At 61.8% G+C, this 15,042-nt stretch carries 17 protein-coding genes; 11 read left to right on the forward strand and 6 right to left on the reverse strand.

Features of this window, described 5'->3' with window-relative positions; all coding sequences use genetic code 11:
* Positions 1 to 149: 149 nt before the first annotated feature.
* The 3 genes from NKH43_RS33765 to NKH43_RS33775 form a co-directional block, all read right to left on the reverse strand.
* Positions 150 to 500 carry a DUF488 domain-containing protein gene (locus NKH43_RS33765; protein WP_352639073.1) on the reverse strand — a complete coding sequence of 117 codons (351 nt, stop codon included), beginning with the start codon at positions 498 to 500 and terminating at the stop codon, positions 150 to 152.
* Positions 501 to 557: 57 nt separating this feature from the next.
* A complete protein-coding gene (locus tag NKH43_RS33770; protein ID WP_352861816.1) occupies positions 558 to 1,814 on the reverse strand; it encodes an aminopeptidase in 1,257 nt (418 codons plus the stop codon).
* 80 nt (positions 1,815 to 1,894) lie between these two features.
* Positions 1,895 to 2,809 carry a LysR substrate-binding domain-containing protein gene (locus NKH43_RS33775; protein WP_352861818.1) on the reverse strand — a complete coding sequence of 305 codons (915 nt, stop codon included), beginning with the start codon at positions 2,807 to 2,809 and terminating at the stop codon, positions 1,895 to 1,897.
* Between the two features lie 97 nt (positions 2,810 to 2,906).
* Here NKH43_RS33775 and NKH43_RS33780 point away from each other — a divergent pair, with 97 nt between their 5' ends.
* The 3 genes from NKH43_RS33780 (at position 2,907) to sbmA (ending at position 5,779) form a co-directional block, all read left to right on the forward strand.
* On the forward strand, positions 2,907 to 3,116 hold the full coding sequence (locus tag NKH43_RS33780; RefSeq protein WP_352496674.1) for a hypothetical protein: 210 nt from the start codon (positions 2,907 to 2,909) through the stop codon (positions 3,114 to 3,116).
* A 112-nt stretch (positions 3,117 to 3,228) separates the two neighbouring features.
* Complete coding sequence (locus tag NKH43_RS33785) at positions 3,229 to 4,383, forward strand: YbfB/YjiJ family MFS transporter (protein WP_352861820.1); 1,155 nt, start codon at positions 3,229 to 3,231, stop codon at positions 4,381 to 4,383.
* Positions 4,384 to 4,501: 118 nt separating this feature from the next.
* Complete coding sequence (gene sbmA, locus NKH43_RS33790) at positions 4,502 to 5,779, forward strand: peptide antibiotic transporter SbmA (protein ID WP_352588966.1); 1,278 nt, start codon at positions 4,502 to 4,504, stop codon at positions 5,777 to 5,779.
* 26 nt (positions 5,780 to 5,805) lie between these two features.
* Here sbmA and NKH43_RS33795 read toward each other — a convergent pair whose 3' ends face one another.
* The gene (locus tag NKH43_RS33795; RefSeq protein WP_502906533.1) at positions 5,806 to 6,804 is read right to left on the reverse strand and encodes a polysaccharide deacetylase family protein; all 999 of its coding nucleotides are present in this window, start codon (positions 6,802 to 6,804) and stop codon (positions 5,806 to 5,808) included.
* 198 nt (positions 6,805 to 7,002) lie between these two features.
* On the opposite strand from NKH43_RS33795, the gene NKH43_RS33800 reads away from it, so the two are divergent.
* Together NKH43_RS33800 and der are read left to right on the forward strand one after the other, a co-directional pair.
* Entirely contained in the window at positions 7,003 to 7,668 is a 666-nt protein-coding gene (locus NKH43_RS33800) for a tetratricopeptide repeat protein (protein ID WP_352861822.1), read from the forward strand.
* A 6-nt stretch (positions 7,669 to 7,674) separates the two neighbouring features.
* On the forward strand, positions 7,675 to 9,108 hold the full coding sequence (der, locus tag NKH43_RS33805) for a ribosome biogenesis GTPase Der (protein ID WP_352846002.1): 1,434 nt from the start codon (positions 7,675 to 7,677) through the stop codon (positions 9,106 to 9,108).
* 337 nt (positions 9,109 to 9,445) lie between these two features.
* Here the strand turns inward: der and NKH43_RS33810 are convergent, their stop codons facing one another.
* A complete protein-coding gene (locus NKH43_RS33810) occupies positions 9,446 to 9,622 on the reverse strand; it encodes a hypothetical protein (protein WP_352846005.1) in 177 nt (58 codons plus the stop codon).
* A 42-nt stretch (positions 9,623 to 9,664) separates the two neighbouring features.
* Positions 9,665 to 10,420: an SDR family NAD(P)-dependent oxidoreductase gene (locus NKH43_RS33815; RefSeq protein ID WP_352846007.1), complete on the reverse strand. Its 756-nt coding sequence runs from the start codon at positions 10,418 to 10,420 to the stop codon at positions 9,665 to 9,667.
* A gap of 188 nt (positions 10,421 to 10,608) precedes the next feature.
* Between NKH43_RS33815 and NKH43_RS33820 the strand changes: the two genes are divergently transcribed.
* From NKH43_RS33820 to NKH43_RS33845, 6 genes are all read left to right on the forward strand, one after another.
* The gene (locus NKH43_RS33820) at positions 10,609 to 11,205 is read left to right on the forward strand and encodes a L,D-transpeptidase (protein WP_352593225.1); all 597 of its coding nucleotides are present in this window, start codon (positions 10,609 to 10,611) and stop codon (positions 11,203 to 11,205) included.
* Between the two features lie 199 nt (positions 11,206 to 11,404).
* Positions 11,405 to 11,545, forward strand: a complete 141-nt coding sequence (locus NKH43_RS33825; protein ID WP_023722423.1) for a hypothetical protein — start codon at positions 11,405 to 11,407, stop codon at positions 11,543 to 11,545.
* Between the two features lie 137 nt (positions 11,546 to 11,682).
* Positions 11,683 to 12,282 carry a hypothetical protein gene (locus NKH43_RS33830; RefSeq protein ID WP_352861825.1) on the forward strand — a complete coding sequence of 200 codons (600 nt, stop codon included), beginning with the start codon at positions 11,683 to 11,685 and terminating at the stop codon, positions 12,280 to 12,282.
* Positions 12,283 to 12,441: 159 nt separating this feature from the next.
* Positions 12,442 to 13,029, forward strand: a complete 588-nt coding sequence (locus NKH43_RS33835; RefSeq protein ID WP_352861828.1) for a protein-S-isoprenylcysteine O-methyltransferase — start codon at positions 12,442 to 12,444, stop codon at positions 13,027 to 13,029.
* A 10-nt stretch (positions 13,030 to 13,039) separates the two neighbouring features.
* Positions 13,040 to 13,819 (forward strand): hypothetical protein, encoded by a 780-nt coding sequence (locus NKH43_RS33840; RefSeq protein WP_352593418.1) that lies wholly within the window; start codon positions 13,040 to 13,042, stop codon positions 13,817 to 13,819.
* Positions 13,816 to 14,706 carry an SDR family NAD(P)-dependent oxidoreductase gene (locus tag NKH43_RS33845; protein WP_352846012.1) on the forward strand — a complete coding sequence of 297 codons (891 nt, stop codon included), beginning with the start codon at positions 13,816 to 13,818 and terminating at the stop codon, positions 14,704 to 14,706. Before NKH43_RS33840 ends, NKH43_RS33845 begins: the two co-directional genes overlap by 4 nt.
* The last annotated feature ends 336 nt before the right edge of the window (positions 14,707 to 15,042 follow it).

A 15,042-nucleotide genomic window follows, 5' to 3' on the forward strand; every position in this document is an offset into this window, starting at 1 on the left:
CCATCAGCCATCGCATCAAGAAATGCGCCTGGAACGACGACTATCTCATCAATGCCATCACTCATATGCGATAGCCCTGCCCTTGAGGGGGAGATGTCCGGCAGGACAGAGAGGGGTGCTGTCCCGCCGGCATGCCGAATTGAGCGCTTCTACTCACGCAAATAGCTCGCCAGCGCCACCGCATTGTTATGCGCCTCGTCATGCGCGCCGTAGAGCAGCGTCACCCGGCCTCTGCCCAGCAGAGCGCGCAGCTGGCCGACCGCCTCGCCGTTCCGGTCGAGCTCATCGCGGTATCGCCGCTGGAACTCCGCCCAGCGCGCCGGCTCATGGCCGAACCATTTGCGCAACGCATTGGTTGGCGCGATGTCCTTCAGCCAGACCGTCAGCGCCGCGTCCTCTTTGCGGACGCCGCGAGGCCATACGCGGTCGACGAGCACCCGCTGCCCGTCATCGGGCGCCGGCGGCTCATAGATGCGCTTGACCGCGAGCTCCATTGCCAACTCCGCATGGGCCAGCAGGCGACGCTGCTTGCTGGCTTTCGCTTAGAGATCCCGGGCCTAAACCCACTCGCCTTTGCGCATCACCGGCACGCGGCTGCCGTCCTTATGGACGCCGTCTATGTCGATCTTGTCCGAGCCGATCATCCAGTCGATGTGGATGAAACTCTTGTTGCCGCCGCGCGCCGCGATCGCGTCCTGGCTGAGCGAGGCGCCATCGACGAAGCACTTCGAGTAGCACTGGCCGAGCGCGATGTGGCAGGCGGCGTTCTCGTCGAACAGCGTGTTGAAAAACAAGAGCCCGCTCTTGGCGATCGGCGAGGAATGCGGCACCAGCGCCACCTCGCCGAGACGGCGCGAGCCCTCGTCGGTATCCAGCACCTTTTGCAGCACATCCTCGCCCTTCGTGGCCTTGGCCTCGACGATGCGGCCCGCCTCGAAACGCACCGCAATGCCGTCGATCAGGGTACCCTGATAGGACAGCGGCTTGGTGCTGGTGACATGGCCTTCGACGCGCCTTGCATGCGGCGTGGTGAAAACCTCTTCGGTCGGGATGTTGGGGTTGCAGGTGATGCCGTTCTTGGCGGTCGAGGCGCCGCCCATCCACTCGTGGCCATCGGCCAGCCCGACGGTCAGGTCAGTGCCGGGGCCGGTGAAATGCAGCGCGTGGAAATTGTGGCCGTTCAGCCATTCGGTGCGGCTCTTCAGCGCCGCATTGTGCGCCGTCCAGTTGCCGATCGGGTCTTCGACGTCCACCCGCGAGGCGGCAAAGATGGCGTCGGCGAGCTTGGCCACGGCGACGTCTTCGGCGTCGTCCGGAAACACTTGTTTGGCCCAGGCCTGATCGGGATAAGCCACGATGTTCCAGTTGATGTCGAAGCCGGTGATCTTCTCCAGCGCCGGCTGGTAAGCCATCGAATTCGCCTTGTTGGCACGCGCGACCTTTGCCGGGTCCTGAGAAGAAAGCAGCGACGGATCCTCGCCGCGCACGGCAAGCCTCGCCGCATTGTTGGCGAAGGCTTTTGCCATGCCTTCATAGAGCCAGCCGGCAGCGCGGTCGAAACCAGCGTCGGCGCCGTGGCGGAAGCGCGCCAGCGTGATCTCGTCATCGTTGAAGATCGGCGTCACCAGGCCCGCACCTGCCTTGTAGGCGTGCTCGACGATCCGCCGCGTCAAAGGCAGCGCTGCAATAGACGAGGTCAGCACCAGATCCTGCCCCGGTTGCAATTGCAGCCCGACCTTAACGGCGACCTCCGCCAGCCTGTCGAGCTTCACCGGGTCGATGGTTGCGGAAACGCCGCGCGAATGTGTGGTCATGATCCTGCCTGCCGTGATTGGGGACTGTTTCTTACATAGACCGGCGCTGCCGACCTTTCCACCGTGATGTGCCGGCAGGCCTAGCTGGCGCTCTCGATCGACCTGAACTGCGCCATCGTCGCCTCGATCTCTTGGCGCACCCAGATCTTGAAATCCCTGACCTTGCGGCTTTCGCTCTTGCTGGCCGAAGTCACCAGCCAATAGCCGAGGCCGCTCTGCGCGCGTACGCCGAACGGCGCGACGAGCCGGCCGTCGGCCAGTGCGTCGGCGGCCAGCAACTGCCAGCCGAGCATGACGCCGTGACCGGCAATCGCCGATTCCAGGCACAGCATCGGATCGGTGAAGCGCGCGCCCTTCATGAAGGTGACCGGCTCCACCCCCGCCGCTTCGAACCAGCTCTCCCAGCTGATCATCGATCTTTCGTCGGTGATCGCACAGGTCAAAGCAAGGTCCTCGATCGATTTCAGCTTGCTGGCGATCACCGGTGCACAGACCGGAAACACCTCCTGCGCCAGCAGCAATTCTGCCCGCCCGCCCGGCCATTTGCCGTCGCCGAGCCGGATGGCGACGTCGATGTCCGAGCGATCGAGATCGGCAAGCCGCACCGAGGCATCGATGCGCAGGAGCACGTTCGGATGGCGGGCGAAATGCCGCGACAGCCGCGGCAGCAGCCATTTCGAGGCGAAAGCCGGCGCCACCGAAACCACCAGCGTGCACTCCGAGCTTTCATCGGCAAGCGCTACCGCCTGTGCGAGCTCGCGGAAGCCTGCGCTGAGCCGCGCGGTAAAGACGGTGCCGAATTCCGTCGCCACCAGGCCAGCTGGCGTTCGTTCGAACAGCGCCCGGCCGAGCTGCTTTTCTGTCCGGTTGATCTGCTGGCTGACGGCGCTGACCGAGACGTTGAGCTCGCCGGCCGCCGCCGCGAGCGAGCCCAGGCGGGCGACGGCTTCGACGGCGCGCAAGCCGTTGAGATGGACACGGTTCAGCATAGCCATACAGTTTTTCTAAACTCGTACGGCTGAAATCTCAATTGCCAGGCGCTGCCGAATGCCGGATTTTAGGTGGGTTACTCAGAGTGAGGAGGCAAATCCGATGAAGATTTTATCATGGCTCGGCGCCTTTTCCCCAATCGGAATGCAGCCACACCGGCATGACAGCGAGGCCACCAACTGGGTGACCGATCCGCTGTCGCATCCGGTGCTCGACACCATGTCGGAGCGCGAACTCGCCGACATGCCGTTCAGGCTGACTGCGGGTCGTACTCACTTCGAGACGGCCCCGCCAAGGACCTGCTGCGGCTAAACAAGGACTTGCTGGCACTTCAGGCGAGCCAGCCGCCGACGCGGCCGCGAACACTTCTGGCCCAACAAAAGGCGGATTGTCTCACTGGCAGGCGCACCTATGGTGCACCGCGATGAACATCGCTTCGCCCTTGCGCCTGGCAATCGCCGGCATGATCGCTCTGGCCGTCGCCATGGGCATCGGCCGCTTCGTCTATACGCCGATCCTGCCCGGAATGATGGAAGAGCTCGGCCTGTCGCCGGCCGATGCCGGCTGGATCGCATCGGCCAATTATCTCGGCTACCTCGTCGGCGCGCTTGCCGCCACCGGCGGCTGGGCGCAAGGCCGCGAGCGCCAGCTGATGCTGGCCGGCCTTGCCGCCACTGCGATCCTCGCCGGGCTGATGGGCCTGACCGGCACCATGCCCGCCTTTCTCCTCATCCGGCTTCTTGCTGGCCTCGCCAGCGCCTTCGTGCTGGTCTTCATGACCAGCATCGTTTTCGGTCATCTCGCCGCGGCCGGGCGAAGCGACCTGCAGGCGCTGTATTTCGGCGGCGTCGGCGTCGGCATCGCGGCGTCCTCGGCGCTGTTGGCAATCCTCGTCACCGAACATGCCGGCTGGGCGGCGGGCTGGCTGTGGTCGGCGGTGATTTCGGCCGGCGGCTTTGCCGGCGTCGCCCTGCTGGCCGGCGGCACCTCGGCCGCGAACAGCACTACCGGGAGCGAGCCGGCACTGCCGAAAAACCGATCGCTGGTGAAGATCATCGTCGCGTACGGCCTGTTCGGCTTCGGCTACATCGTCACGGCAACGTTCTTGGTCGCCATCGTCCGCCAGGGCGGCGGCGGCCGCGTCTTCGAGGCTGTGGTCTGGATGGTCACCGGACTTGCCGGTTTTCCCTCGGTCTGGCTGTGGCAGAAGCTCGCGGCTAAAATCGGGCTCTATGCCACCTACGCCCTTGGGTGCCTGGTCGAGGTGGTCGGCGTCAGCGCCAGTGTCATCATGGGCGGGCACACAGGGCCGCTGCTCGGCGGCCTTCTTGTCGGCGGCACCTTCATCGCCATCACCGCGCTTGGCCTGCAGACCGGCAGGCAGCTTGCTCCGCAAGCGCCACGCCGGATGCTGGCGGTGATGACGGCCGCCTTCGGCCTCGGCCAGATCATCGGCCCGATTGTCGCCGGGCTGCTCGCGCAGGCCTCGGGTAATTTTTTCCTCGCCTCGATCATGGCCGCCGCCGTCCTGCTCGCTTCCGGTGCGATCGCCTGGTCGGCTGCGCCAAAATCGCCATGATTATGGTCTTGCTCGGCGCCGGGCGTCGGGCACGGGCATTTTCTTTCCCACTAATGTGTGACTTTATGCCCGCTGAACAACGCCGCTGATTTGCGCATCGAGCGAGGATTTCCCCACAGTGTTTGTATCCTTCTTCCCGCAGCCGAAGCTGTTCTTCAGTTCGCTGGCCGTCTGGAGCCTTGCCGCTATCCTGTTCTGGTTTTTCGGTGGCGGACAGCTGGGCGCTGTGTTCGGCTTGCCGCCGGCTGCGGCTGATGCACCGCCCATTATCGGTATCGCCGTACTCTGGTCGAAGCCGTTTCTGTGGTTCTATCTCTATTTCGCTTTTTGCGTCGCCGTCTTCTATGCATTCTGGAGCTGGTATGCACCGCATCCGTGGCAAAACTGGTCGATATTGATCAGCGCGGTCATCCTGTTCCTCATCTACTTCAATGTGCAGGTCAGTGTCGCGGTCAACGCCTGGTATGGGCCTTTCTTCGACTATATCCAGGGATTGATGTCGGGGACTATTAAATCCACCGACGCAGAGTTTTATGCCGGATTGGCCAGCTTTTCATGGCTCGCGCTGATAGGAATGAATGTGCAGGTCGTCAATGCCTTCATCGTAAGTCACTGGATATTCCGCTGGCGCACCGCGATGAACAATTACTTTGTAGAGAACTGGAGCAGGCTCCGCCACATCGAGGGCGCCTCACAACGCATTCAGGAGGATACGATGCGGTTCTCGCAGATCATGGAAGATCTGGGTTCCAGCTTTGTCCAGTCGATCATGACCTTGATCGCATTCCTGCCGGTGATGATCCAGTTGCAGAGCCATATCAGCGAACTGCCAATCGTCGGTGCGATTCCGCAGCCACTGGTCGTTGCCGCGCTTGCCTGGTGCCTGTTCGGAACGATTTCGGTTATGGTTGCGGGTTTGAAGCTGCCTGGGCTGCAATTTCGCAACCAACGTGTCGAGGCTGCTTATCGCAAGGAACTCGTCTACGGCGAGGATCATGCGGACAGGGCTCAGCCTGCAACCACTGCCGAGCTGTTTTCCAAGGTCCGTCACAACTATTTCCGGCTGTACTTTCATTATATTTATTTCAATGTGGTGCGTTACACCTACCTGCAGGCCGACAATATCTTCGCCATGCTGATCCTTGGGCCATCCTTCGTGGCTCACAGGATAACTTTCGGACCCTTCCAGCAGATTTCCAATGCGTTCGGCCGAGTAACAGGATCGCTCCAGTTCCTGCTCACATCCTGGTCGACCATCGTTGAATTGCAGTCGGTGCACAAACGCCTACGCGCCTTCGAGGCGACGCTGGAAGGGGAACCGCTGCCTGAAATCGACCAGCGCTATCTGGAACGTGAGCAAGCCGGCTTGCGCCCTGAGGATCAACCGGTAAGCTGATGATGGCGGGCGGCGGTCACTTGGGCTCAGCCGCCCACCGCCGCCTGCCTTTCGCCACGCCGTGAAACATAATCGCGAAAACTAATGCACCCGACGTCCGCTTTGACGCAGACTTCGCCGGCAAAGCGTTCCAGCGCGTTCCAGTAGGCGCCGTCGTTCATCAGCGTGAAGTGGAAGCCGAGCTCAAGCGGAATGCGCTTGCCCTGGTATTGCGCATCGAAGGCGGCGCGGAACGCGGCATAGGTCCGATCGGCGAACTCTTCTGCCATGCTCGGCCGCTCGAAGCCGCCGGAATGCCTGACATAGAGATTGTAATCCATGGCGATCACACGCCTTGAGCTCGGCCCTTCCGGGATCTGCGGCAGCGAAAAGCGCGTGATGCCGTTGACGGTCGGCGGCTCGACCGGTCCACGCGAGACGCCGCTTGCGTCGAGCAGGAAACCGGCCGCGGGCAGCGCCTCGTAAAGCGCCTTGTTTGCCGACAGGTAGGGCGCGCGAAACCCGACCACCGACTGGCGGGCGAAATCGCGCCAGCCCTTCGGTTCAGGAGCAATGCCGTTGATCGAATAGGCGTTTTCGAGAATATGCTTGAACGAGCCGAACTCGCTCAGCCAGTCGGCCTTGCTCCAGTCCTTGCCGTCGAAATGGCCGCAGCCATGGCTGCCGATATCGTGGCCTTCCGAGGCGGCAAGGTTGATCTGCTCGAGCCGGGCCGCGACTTCCTGTTTGGAGGCGGCAAAGCCGATGTTCGATTTGCCTTCTGTCTTGCCTGGCGCGGTATATTCCTTGCGTGTCTCGGGCGAGAGCAGGAACACGCAGGAGACAAAATAGGTGAAATGCGCGCCTGTGCGCCGGGCCAGCGCCCGGCTGCGCTGCCACTGCGAAATGTCCCGGGCGCTGTCGAACGAGATGATGACGATCTGCTTCGGTTTTGCCGGCGCCGCCGGCGGGTCGGCAAAAGCCGCGCTGGCAGCAAATGCGGCAATGGAAAACGCAACAGCGCGATACAAACGGGGCAAAGGCATCTGACCGGATCAAGGAATGTAGAAGCACCGCCTACCGGTGAAATGTGGCACGGGTACGATCGACCTTTGCGGTCGCCGTTCAAGGTAGCTGCCTCGTGAATAGGCGATTTTCCTGCCGAACCCCTTCCATGCCGGCAAAATTTCGCTAAAACGCGGGCTCATCAACCGCCCCGGCCGGGGCATGAATGGTTTTGATCCATGTCGGACGACAGTTTTATCCGCGAAGTCAACGAAGAGATTCGTCGCGATCAGGCGCATGCGCTGTGGGACCGTTTTGGTCCCGCCTTGCTTGTGCTGGCTGTGCTGGTGGTGCTCGGCACCGCTGCCGTCGTCGGCTACCGCTATTGGGACGAGACCCGCGCCAACCGCTCGGGGGATACCTTCTCGCAGGCGCTCAAGCTCGCCAATGAGGGCAAGAACGACGAGGCGCTTGCCGCGCTGGAGGGGCTGGAGAAGGACGGCTACGGCGCCTATCCGCTGCTCGCCCGCATGCGTGCGGCAACCGTCAAGGCGGACAAGGGCGACGTCGATGCCGCCGTCAAGGATTTCGACGAGGTCGCCGCCGACACCAAGATCCCCTCCGGCATTCGCGACATGGCGCGGCTCAGGGCCGCGCTGCTTCTGGTCGACCACGGCTCTTTCGCCGATGTCTCCAGCCGCGTCGAGGCGCTCACCGCCGACACCAACACGCTGCGCCATACGGCGCGCGAGGCGCTTGGCCTTGCCGCCTGGAAGGAAGGCAAGGCGGCGGATGCACTGAAGCTGTTCGACCAGATCGCCGCGGATGATGGCGCCCCGCGCAACACGCGCGAGCGGGCGACATTGATGTCCGAGCTGATCCGCGGCTCGGGCGGCGTGTCGTGATAGTCCATGACTTTCAAAGTCGCCATCATCGGCCGGCCTAACGTCGGCAAATCGACCCTTTTCAACCGGCTGGTGGGAAGGAAGCTGGCGCTTGTCGACGATACGCCGGGCGTCACCCGCGATCGACGCGTCCATGCCGCAAAACTCTACGATCTGCATTTCGACGTCATCGATACCGCCGGCTTCGAGGATGCGGCCGCCTCGACGCTGCCCGGCCGCATGCGCGCGCAGACCGAGATCGCCATCCGCGAAGCCGACCTGATCTTTTTCACGATCGATGCCAAGTCCGGGCTGATGCCCGACGACAAGACGTTCGCCGAGATCGTGCGCAAGTCCGGCAAGCCGGTTGTCGTCGTTGCCAACAAGGCTGAGGCACGCGGCGCCCAGGGCGGCATGCTGGAGGCCTGGGAGCTCGGCCTTGGCGAACCGATCCCGGTCTCGGCCGAACACGGCCAGGGCCTGCCCGATTTGCGCGACGCCGTGATCGCAGCACTTGGCGAGGCGCGCGCCTTCGGCGAGGACGAAGAGGCCGGCGAGGATGAGGTCGCCGCCAGCGAGGTGCTGATCGGCGAGGACATCACCGACCCGGACGCCGAGCCGAGCTATGACGACACCAAGCCGATGCGCATCGCCGTCGTCGGCCGCCCCAACGCCGGCAAGTCGACGCTGATCAACGCACTAATCGGCGAGGAGCGGCTGTTGACCGGCCCTGAGGCGGGCATCACTCGCGATTCCATCTCGGTCGACTGGGACTGGCATGGCCGCCGCTTAAAACTGTTCGACACCGCCGGCATGCGCCGCAAGGCCAGGATCCACGAAAAGCTCGAAGTGATGTCGGTGCAGGACGGCTTGCGCGCCATCCGCTTTGCCGAAATCGTCATCATCGTGCTCGACGCCACCATTCCCTTCGAGAAGCAGGATCTGCAGATCGCCGACCTGATCATCCGCGAGGGCCGTGCCCCGGTGATCGCCTTCAACAAATGGGACCTTGTCGACCATCCCCAGGAGTTGCTGGCCGAGCTGCGCGAAAAAACCGAGCGGCTGCTGCCGCAGGCGCGCGGCATGCAGGCGGTGCCGGTGTCGGCCGAGACCGGGCGCGGGCTCGACAAGCTGATGGATGCCGTCATCAGGACGCACAAGGTCTGGAACAGCCGTGTCTCGACCGGCAAGCTCAACCGCTGGCTGGAAGGCATCCTGGCGCATCATCCGCCGCCCGCTGTCGCCGGGCGTCGGCTGAAGATCAAATATGTCACGCAGGCCAAGACGCGGCCGCCGGGCTTCGTCGTCTCCTGCTCACGGCCGGATGCGATGCCGCAATCCTACGTCCGCTATCTCTCGAACAGCCTGCGCGAGGCTTTCGACATGCCCGGCGTGCCGATCCGCATCGCCTTGCGCACCTCGGACAATCCTTTCGCCGGCAAGGCAAAGAAGCGCCGCTAGATCATCATTGGCGGAACCTTGCGAGACGTCGGCGGGACAGCGCCCCCCTCTGCCCTGCCGGGCATCTCCCCCACTTGGGAGGAGATTGGCCGTCCTCTCCGCTTTCGCCAATCTCCAACATTGAAAGAGGGGCGGGACGGCGAAGCTGCCAATCTCCCCCCTCGTGGGGGAGATGTCCGGCAGGACAGAGGGGGGCGCGAAGGATCGCCAGCATTACTGGATTCTTCAACTGACGAAGTCATGGTTGCCTACAGCCAATCGCAAATGTTGATGGTCTGAGAACCCTGTTGGCAAACAATAAGATGGAGCGCCCTGCGGCCCTTTCGGCTCGTCGGCGTTAAGCTACGCTCCTTAGCTTTTCATAGGCCGGCGCATTTTTCGGCAACGCTTCCAACGCTGCCTGCAGCAGGATGTCGCCAAGCCGCGCTGCCACGGGGTCGGGCTCGGCCTCCTTGCGATGCAGGAATAGCGCCATCTTGGGCAAGGCGGGCACCCCGGCGATCTCCGGCGTCATCGCCCTGACGGTGGCCGGCGTGAGTGGGGGCAGCCTCTGCACCTAATGGGCGGTGTAAGCTCCGTCCACCAGATGGTAGCTCCCAGTGATAAAGCTGGCCTGGTCGGACAAGAGGAAGCATACAAGAGCCGCTACCTCTTCCGGTTTCCCGCGCCTGCCCATCGGCTGAAGACCTGCCATGCGCCGGCTGGCTAATGCCTCCATTTGCTCCGATAAAAGAGGCGTTTCGATCCAGCCGGGGCCGACGACATTGATCCGGATGCCCATCCTCGCATATTCAATCGCCGCAACCTTGGTTAATCCAACGACCCCGTGTTTCGCTGCCGTGTATGCGGACGCAGTTGGCAAGCCGACGGAACCGAGAACGGAGGACATGTTCACGATGGCGCCTCCGCCCCGATCCAGCATCGCGGCGATTTCGTACTTCATGCTGTAGAAAACGCCATTTAGATTGACGTTTATCAGTTTGTGCCAGTTGTCGAGCGGATAGTCTGCCGTTGCTTTTCGAATGCCGTCGGTACCTGCATTGTTTACCGCCATATCCAGTCCGCCGCATTTCTGGACAGTGAACTCGATCAGCTTTTCCACGGCTGCCGCATCCGTGACATCTACCGCAAAGTCGTAGGCCCTGCCGCCTTGCGAGCTTATTTCGGCGGCTCTGCAGTGCGCTGCCTCGGCATCAAGGTCGGCGATAACAATCTCGGCTCCTTCTTGCGCGAGTTGCCGTGAAACAGCCGCACCTATTCCGGATCCTGCGCCGGTCACAATCGCGACTTTACCATGGAAGTCAGGCTTCATCGTCTCTGTCCTATGCCAATTTTGACATAACCGAACAGAGGCAGACGGTTATCGCAAGAAGTTTCGCTCCAATTCGCTTGTCAATCCTGTGAATTCATTTTGCCACCACAAAGCGAGACTTGGCCCGCAGGCCTTGGAATGGTAGAGACGAAGGCGGCGGTAGATGACCAGTTTCCTAGCAGGTAGAAATGGAAGAACACCACATTGCGCGCCGGGGGCTCGTGCTGGGTAGTCTGGCTCTGATGGTCTCCGGATGTACGTCGACGTTACAACAGGTGGCGGAGCCGATTTCATCCGCGTTCGGACCAAGGCGTGGCCTGAATCCTCGTTACCGACGGCAGCATGTGCGGTACGACGGAAACGAGCCGGCCGGAACGATCGTCGTCGATACTTCGCAACGTTTTCTCTATGCCGTCGAGACGGACGGGTGGGCGACGCGCTACGGCGTCGGCGTCGGCGAGCAGGGACTTTCGTTCAAGGGTACAGCGACCGTCGGCCGCAAGGCGGACTGGCCGTCGTGGACACCCACCGCCAGCATGATGAAGCGCAAGCCGCGCCTGGTGAAGTATGCAGGGGGGGTCCCTGGCGGACCAAACAACCCGCTTGGTGCGCGTGCCCTTTATCTCTATCGCGACGGGCGCGACACCCACTTCCGGATACATGGTACAAACGAGCCGTGGACGATAGGCACAGCGGTATCGAACGGGTGCATCCGTATGATCGATGACGACGTCATTGACCTCTACGACCGTACTCCTTTGGGCACGACGGTGGTGGTTGTTTGATGGTGGGCAGGCCTGATCTCCGTTGGATGGTGAACCTGCCAGCACGTCACCGCAAAGGTGCCGCCTGGAACCGGGTGCCAACTGTGTCATTTCTGCACTAGGCGTTGATGTAGATCGCGGGTAGCTTGGCGGGGCTGCATATTGTTTTTATTTGTGGCGATTCCATAGGCTGTTCCGCCCTCGGGGAAAGGATTGCTTGATGAACAGGATGTTGATTGTAATGGTTGCCACCCTCGCCGTTGCCAGCCTGAGCGGCTGCGCGAATGGCATGATCGGCAAAGGAAAGGGGAAGGCTCCTCCGCCGGAACCCGCTGCCGTAGAGGAGCCCGTGATTAAATAAGGACCGGCTTTCGGTTATTCGGGAAGGGCCGCCAGGCCCTTCCCAATCGATATGCAGGGGCCGGCCGGATTCGTAGCCTACGTGCGTTAGCGGGCATAGGTTGGCGCTAGGCCTGCGGTCCTCGGAGTTCTGGATAGATGACGCTAGTAAGTGGCCGTTCAACAATTGTGGCCCTGCTCGCACTTGTCGCAGCGTCATGTCAGTCGCAGGACAGCAAGCCCCAGCCGACTTTTGTGTCCAATGATAAGGCACTGAGAACCGCGGCGATGCCGGCGCGCGCGGCGGCGTCAACTCAAGCCCAGCGGTATTTCATCGAGTTCCGCTCCCGGTACGCCCTTACCTACGGCCATTCCTACGTGATTTTTGGACGATTGAACCAGGCCGGGCGGATGGTCAACCCCGAAGTGGCGGGCCTCGCTCCGAAGTCCGGTGATCCCAATGTCTATGTTCTCGGCCATTTGGCGCCCGTGCCAGCCTCGACCGGGTGGACGGACGGCGACCTGGAAGATGCTTATCGGTCGGCAAGCTGGCGTGTATTACTTACCGAAGCCGAATATAGGAAAGTCGTCGCGAGCATACGAAGGCTGCAGGTCAGTTCTCCGCTTTGGCACGCGTCGCTCTACAACTGCAACGCATTCGTAGCGGACATCGCTAGATCCATGGGGTATAAGACCCCCAGTATCTGGCTCCGGCCGCAACAATTCATAACCAAGCTTCGGGAGATGAACGCGGGTTGAAATGCGATTGGCAAAACCCGCTTTCGCGCCCATTCGCCCGGTTAAGTGCGAAGGGAACGCGCTCTGAATGTCTACGGTCGACAACTCGGACGGTGACATCGTTGCGACGGCTTATCATCGTCCCAGATCGAGAAAAGGCTCCGGTGACGTGACGTGACCATTGCTGTAGCCTCAGTTGGCGAGATCATATGGGTGATCGGCATCGCTGCTTGGTACGTGATCCGGTATCCGTTCGAGCGCCGGGCAAGGCGCGTGCGAATTGTAGCTGGCGGCAGCTCAAGTTCCGACACCGTCGGGCTTGTATCGGCTCTCCTTGGCCTGGCGATCCTGCCTGGCTTCTATGTCGCTACCGGTATCCCCGGAGCGGCTGATCATCCGGCCAGCGTGTGGTCGGTGGCGCTCGGAACCATCATCTTCTGCTCAGCGCTGTGGATTTTTCGCTTATCCCACAAGGAACTTGGCCGTAACTGGTCGATTACGCTCGAGATTCGCGAACGGCATGAACTGGTCAGCGCCGGGCCATACGCCTTGGTCCGTCACCCTATGTACACCTCTTTCCTGCTTATGGGGCTCGGCCAGCTCTTTCTGCTGCCGAACTGGGTTGCGGGCATATCGGGTTTGATTGGTTTCGCAGTCCTTTTCCTGCTGAGAGTGGATAAGGAAGAGCGTATGATGCTGGAGAATTTAGGCTCGCAATACCGTGTCTATATGGAAAGGACCAAGCGGATATTCCCTTATCTTTATTAGAGGTCGTTTTATGCGAGGCCGAGCCCTCAAGCTTTCCGCGCCCCGGCGCCTTGTTGGCGATCTGATGAGGTTTTCGATCGGCGTGCCACGGGTCGCGGTGCAGCGTCAGATGAATCTCGGCCCACTCGTAAGGGCTAGAATGGCGCAGCAGACCAGGCCCTCGTGGACCGCTATCTTCCTGAAAGGGTATGCGCTTCTTGCCCTAGAGATGCCGGAGCTGCGGCGCGCCTATGTCAAGTTGCCTTGGCCGCAGCTTTACGAGTATCCGGCAAGCGTAGCCTCGATTGCCCACGAGCGCGAATATGATGGCGAGCCGGCCGTTCTGCTGAGCCGCATCAAATGCCCGGAGCGCTACTCCATCACGGAACTTGAGGGATCCATCCACGCGGCTCGATCACGGCCGATCCAGGAGGTCCCGGAGTTTCGGCGTGCCTTGCGGGTGGCAGGTGCGCCCGCGCCAGTCAGGTGGCTGCTTATGTGGCTAGGGTTGAACATCGCCCGGCAAAGGGCAAATTACTTCGGTACCTTCCAACTGTCCGTCTATTCTGGCCTCGGTGCGGAATCACTCAACCCGCTGACACCACTGACCACCCTTCTCAACTACGGTCCGATCGGCAAAGACGGATCGGTGAATGTCCGCATCCACTACGATCACCGGGTCATGGATGGAGCGAACGTCGCACGAGCACTGGAGAGATTCGAAAAGATTCTGAACGGCACTGTCGCCAATGAAGTGGTGCTGCTCGGTCAAGATGTTTCCGCTCCTGCAAGACAGAGGAACGCGACGTGATTTCGCACTGTGAATTCCGGCCAGCTATCGTCGTGATTGGCGGCTCGGGTGGAATTGGCCGGGCGATTGCGAGCGTCGCTGCAAGGGAGCGCGGTGCGGTTGTGCTGGTTGCCCGCTCGCCTGAGGGTTTGGCCGGCGCGGCGTCTGAGGTTAGGGAGGCGGGCGGCGAGGCATTCACGCTCGAGTTGGATCTCGTGGCAGGCGATGCGCCAACGCGCCTGGAGGGCTTTCTGTCCGCACACGGCCTGGTCTGTGATGTCCTGGTCAACAGCGCCGGCTATGGCCTGCGGGGCGCGACGACGGCGCTGCCTATTGACGGTCAACTCGGCATCATCGATCTCAATATACATTCCCTCACAGAACTGACCCTTCATTTTCTGCCGGGAATGGTGGCGCGCCGACGGGGCGGGGTGCTCAATCTCAGTTCCGTGGCCGGGTTCGTTCCCGGGCCTTATATGGCTCTGTATTTCGCTAGCAAAGCTTTCGTGCGCTTCTTCTCAGAGGCGCTTCACCAGGAATTGCGCCGAACCGGCGTGACGGTCACATGCGTTGCACCAGGCCCGGTGCCGACGGAGTTTCTCGCAAGGTCAGGCGCCAATCAGACGGTGCTCTTCAACATCTTGCCCAAGGTGGATCCGAAGTATGTGGCCGAACGGGCGTGGCGAGGGTTCAAATCGGGTCGTCGCCTAGTCGTACCGGGAATCTCGGCCAAGTTGGCTGCCCTTGCGGCAGCGCTCCTGCCTTCCGCAGCGCTGCTGCCCCTGGTTGGCCGTCTGCAACGCCGCGGCAATGATCAATGTCCTTGCGGTTCAGGTATGAAGTTCAAGAAATGCTGCGGTACCCGCCAGATTCAGCTACGCCGGGGCCCTCGGGGAATTATCCCCTGACCGGACCAGCGCGCACCGAAAAACCTCATTGAAGCGAGAGACCGCTCGCCGATGACGGGTGTTAAGCATGTTGGTAGCATAGAGGCGAGGCTTTCGACATGCCCGGCGTGCCGATCCGCATCGCCTTGCGCACGTCGGACCACCCGTTCGCCAGCAGGGCGAAGAAGCGCCGTTAGATCATCATTCGCGGAACCTTGCGAGACGTCGGCGGGACAGCGCCCCCTCTGCCCTGCCGGGCATCTCCCCCATTTGGGCAGGGCTATCGCATATGAGTGATGGCATTGATGAGATAGTCGTCGTTCCAGGCGCATTTCTTGATGCGATGGCTGATGGGAA

Origin of the sequence: Mesorhizobium sp. M1163 (genome assembly GCF_040318415.1) — a bacterium.
GTDB lineage: Bacteria > Pseudomonadota > Alphaproteobacteria > Rhizobiales > Rhizobiaceae > Mesorhizobium.

Excerpts from the sequence above, each read along its gene's own strand:
- NKH43_RS33770 (WP_352861816.1), bottom strand. The coding sequence starts at position 1,814 with ATGACCACACATTCGCGCGGCGTTTCCGCAACCATCGACCCGGTGAAG.
- NKH43_RS33775 (WP_352861818.1), bottom strand. The coding sequence starts at position 2,809 with ATGGCTATGCTGAACCGTGTCCATCTCAACGGCTTGCGCGCCGTCGAA.
- NKH43_RS33780 (WP_352496674.1), top strand. The coding sequence starts at position 2,907 with ATGAAGATTTTATCATGGCTCGGCGCCTTTTCCCCAATCGGAATGCAG.
- NKH43_RS33785 (WP_352861820.1), top strand. The coding sequence starts at position 3,229 with ATGAACATCGCTTCGCCCTTGCGCCTGGCAATCGCCGGCATGATCGCT.
- NKH43_RS33795 (WP_502906533.1), bottom strand. The coding sequence starts at position 6,804 with ATGCCTTTGCCCCGTTTGTATCGCGCTGTTGCGTTTTCCATTGCCGCA.
- NKH43_RS33800 (WP_352861822.1), top strand. The coding sequence starts at position 7,003 with ATGTCGGACGACAGTTTTATCCGCGAAGTCAACGAAGAGATTCGTCGC.
- der (WP_352846002.1), top strand. The coding sequence starts at position 7,675 with ATGACTTTCAAAGTCGCCATCATCGGCCGGCCTAACGTCGGCAAATCG.
- NKH43_RS33810 (WP_352846005.1), bottom strand. The coding sequence starts at position 9,622 with ATGACGCCGGAGATCGCCGGGGTGCCCGCCTTGCCCAAGATGGCGCTA.
- NKH43_RS33815 (WP_352846007.1), bottom strand. The coding sequence starts at position 10,420 with ATGAAGCCTGACTTCCATGGTAAAGTCGCGATTGTGACCGGCGCAGGA.
- NKH43_RS33820 (WP_352593225.1), top strand. The coding sequence starts at position 10,609 with ATGGAAGAACACCACATTGCGCGCCGGGGGCTCGTGCTGGGTAGTCTG.
- NKH43_RS33825 (WP_023722423.1), top strand. The coding sequence starts at position 11,405 with ATGAACAGGATGTTGATTGTAATGGTTGCCACCCTCGCCGTTGCCAGC.
- NKH43_RS33830 (WP_352861825.1), top strand. The coding sequence starts at position 11,683 with ATGACGCTAGTAAGTGGCCGTTCAACAATTGTGGCCCTGCTCGCACTT.
- NKH43_RS33840 (WP_352593418.1), top strand. The coding sequence starts at position 13,040 with ATGCGAGGCCGAGCCCTCAAGCTTTCCGCGCCCCGGCGCCTTGTTGGC.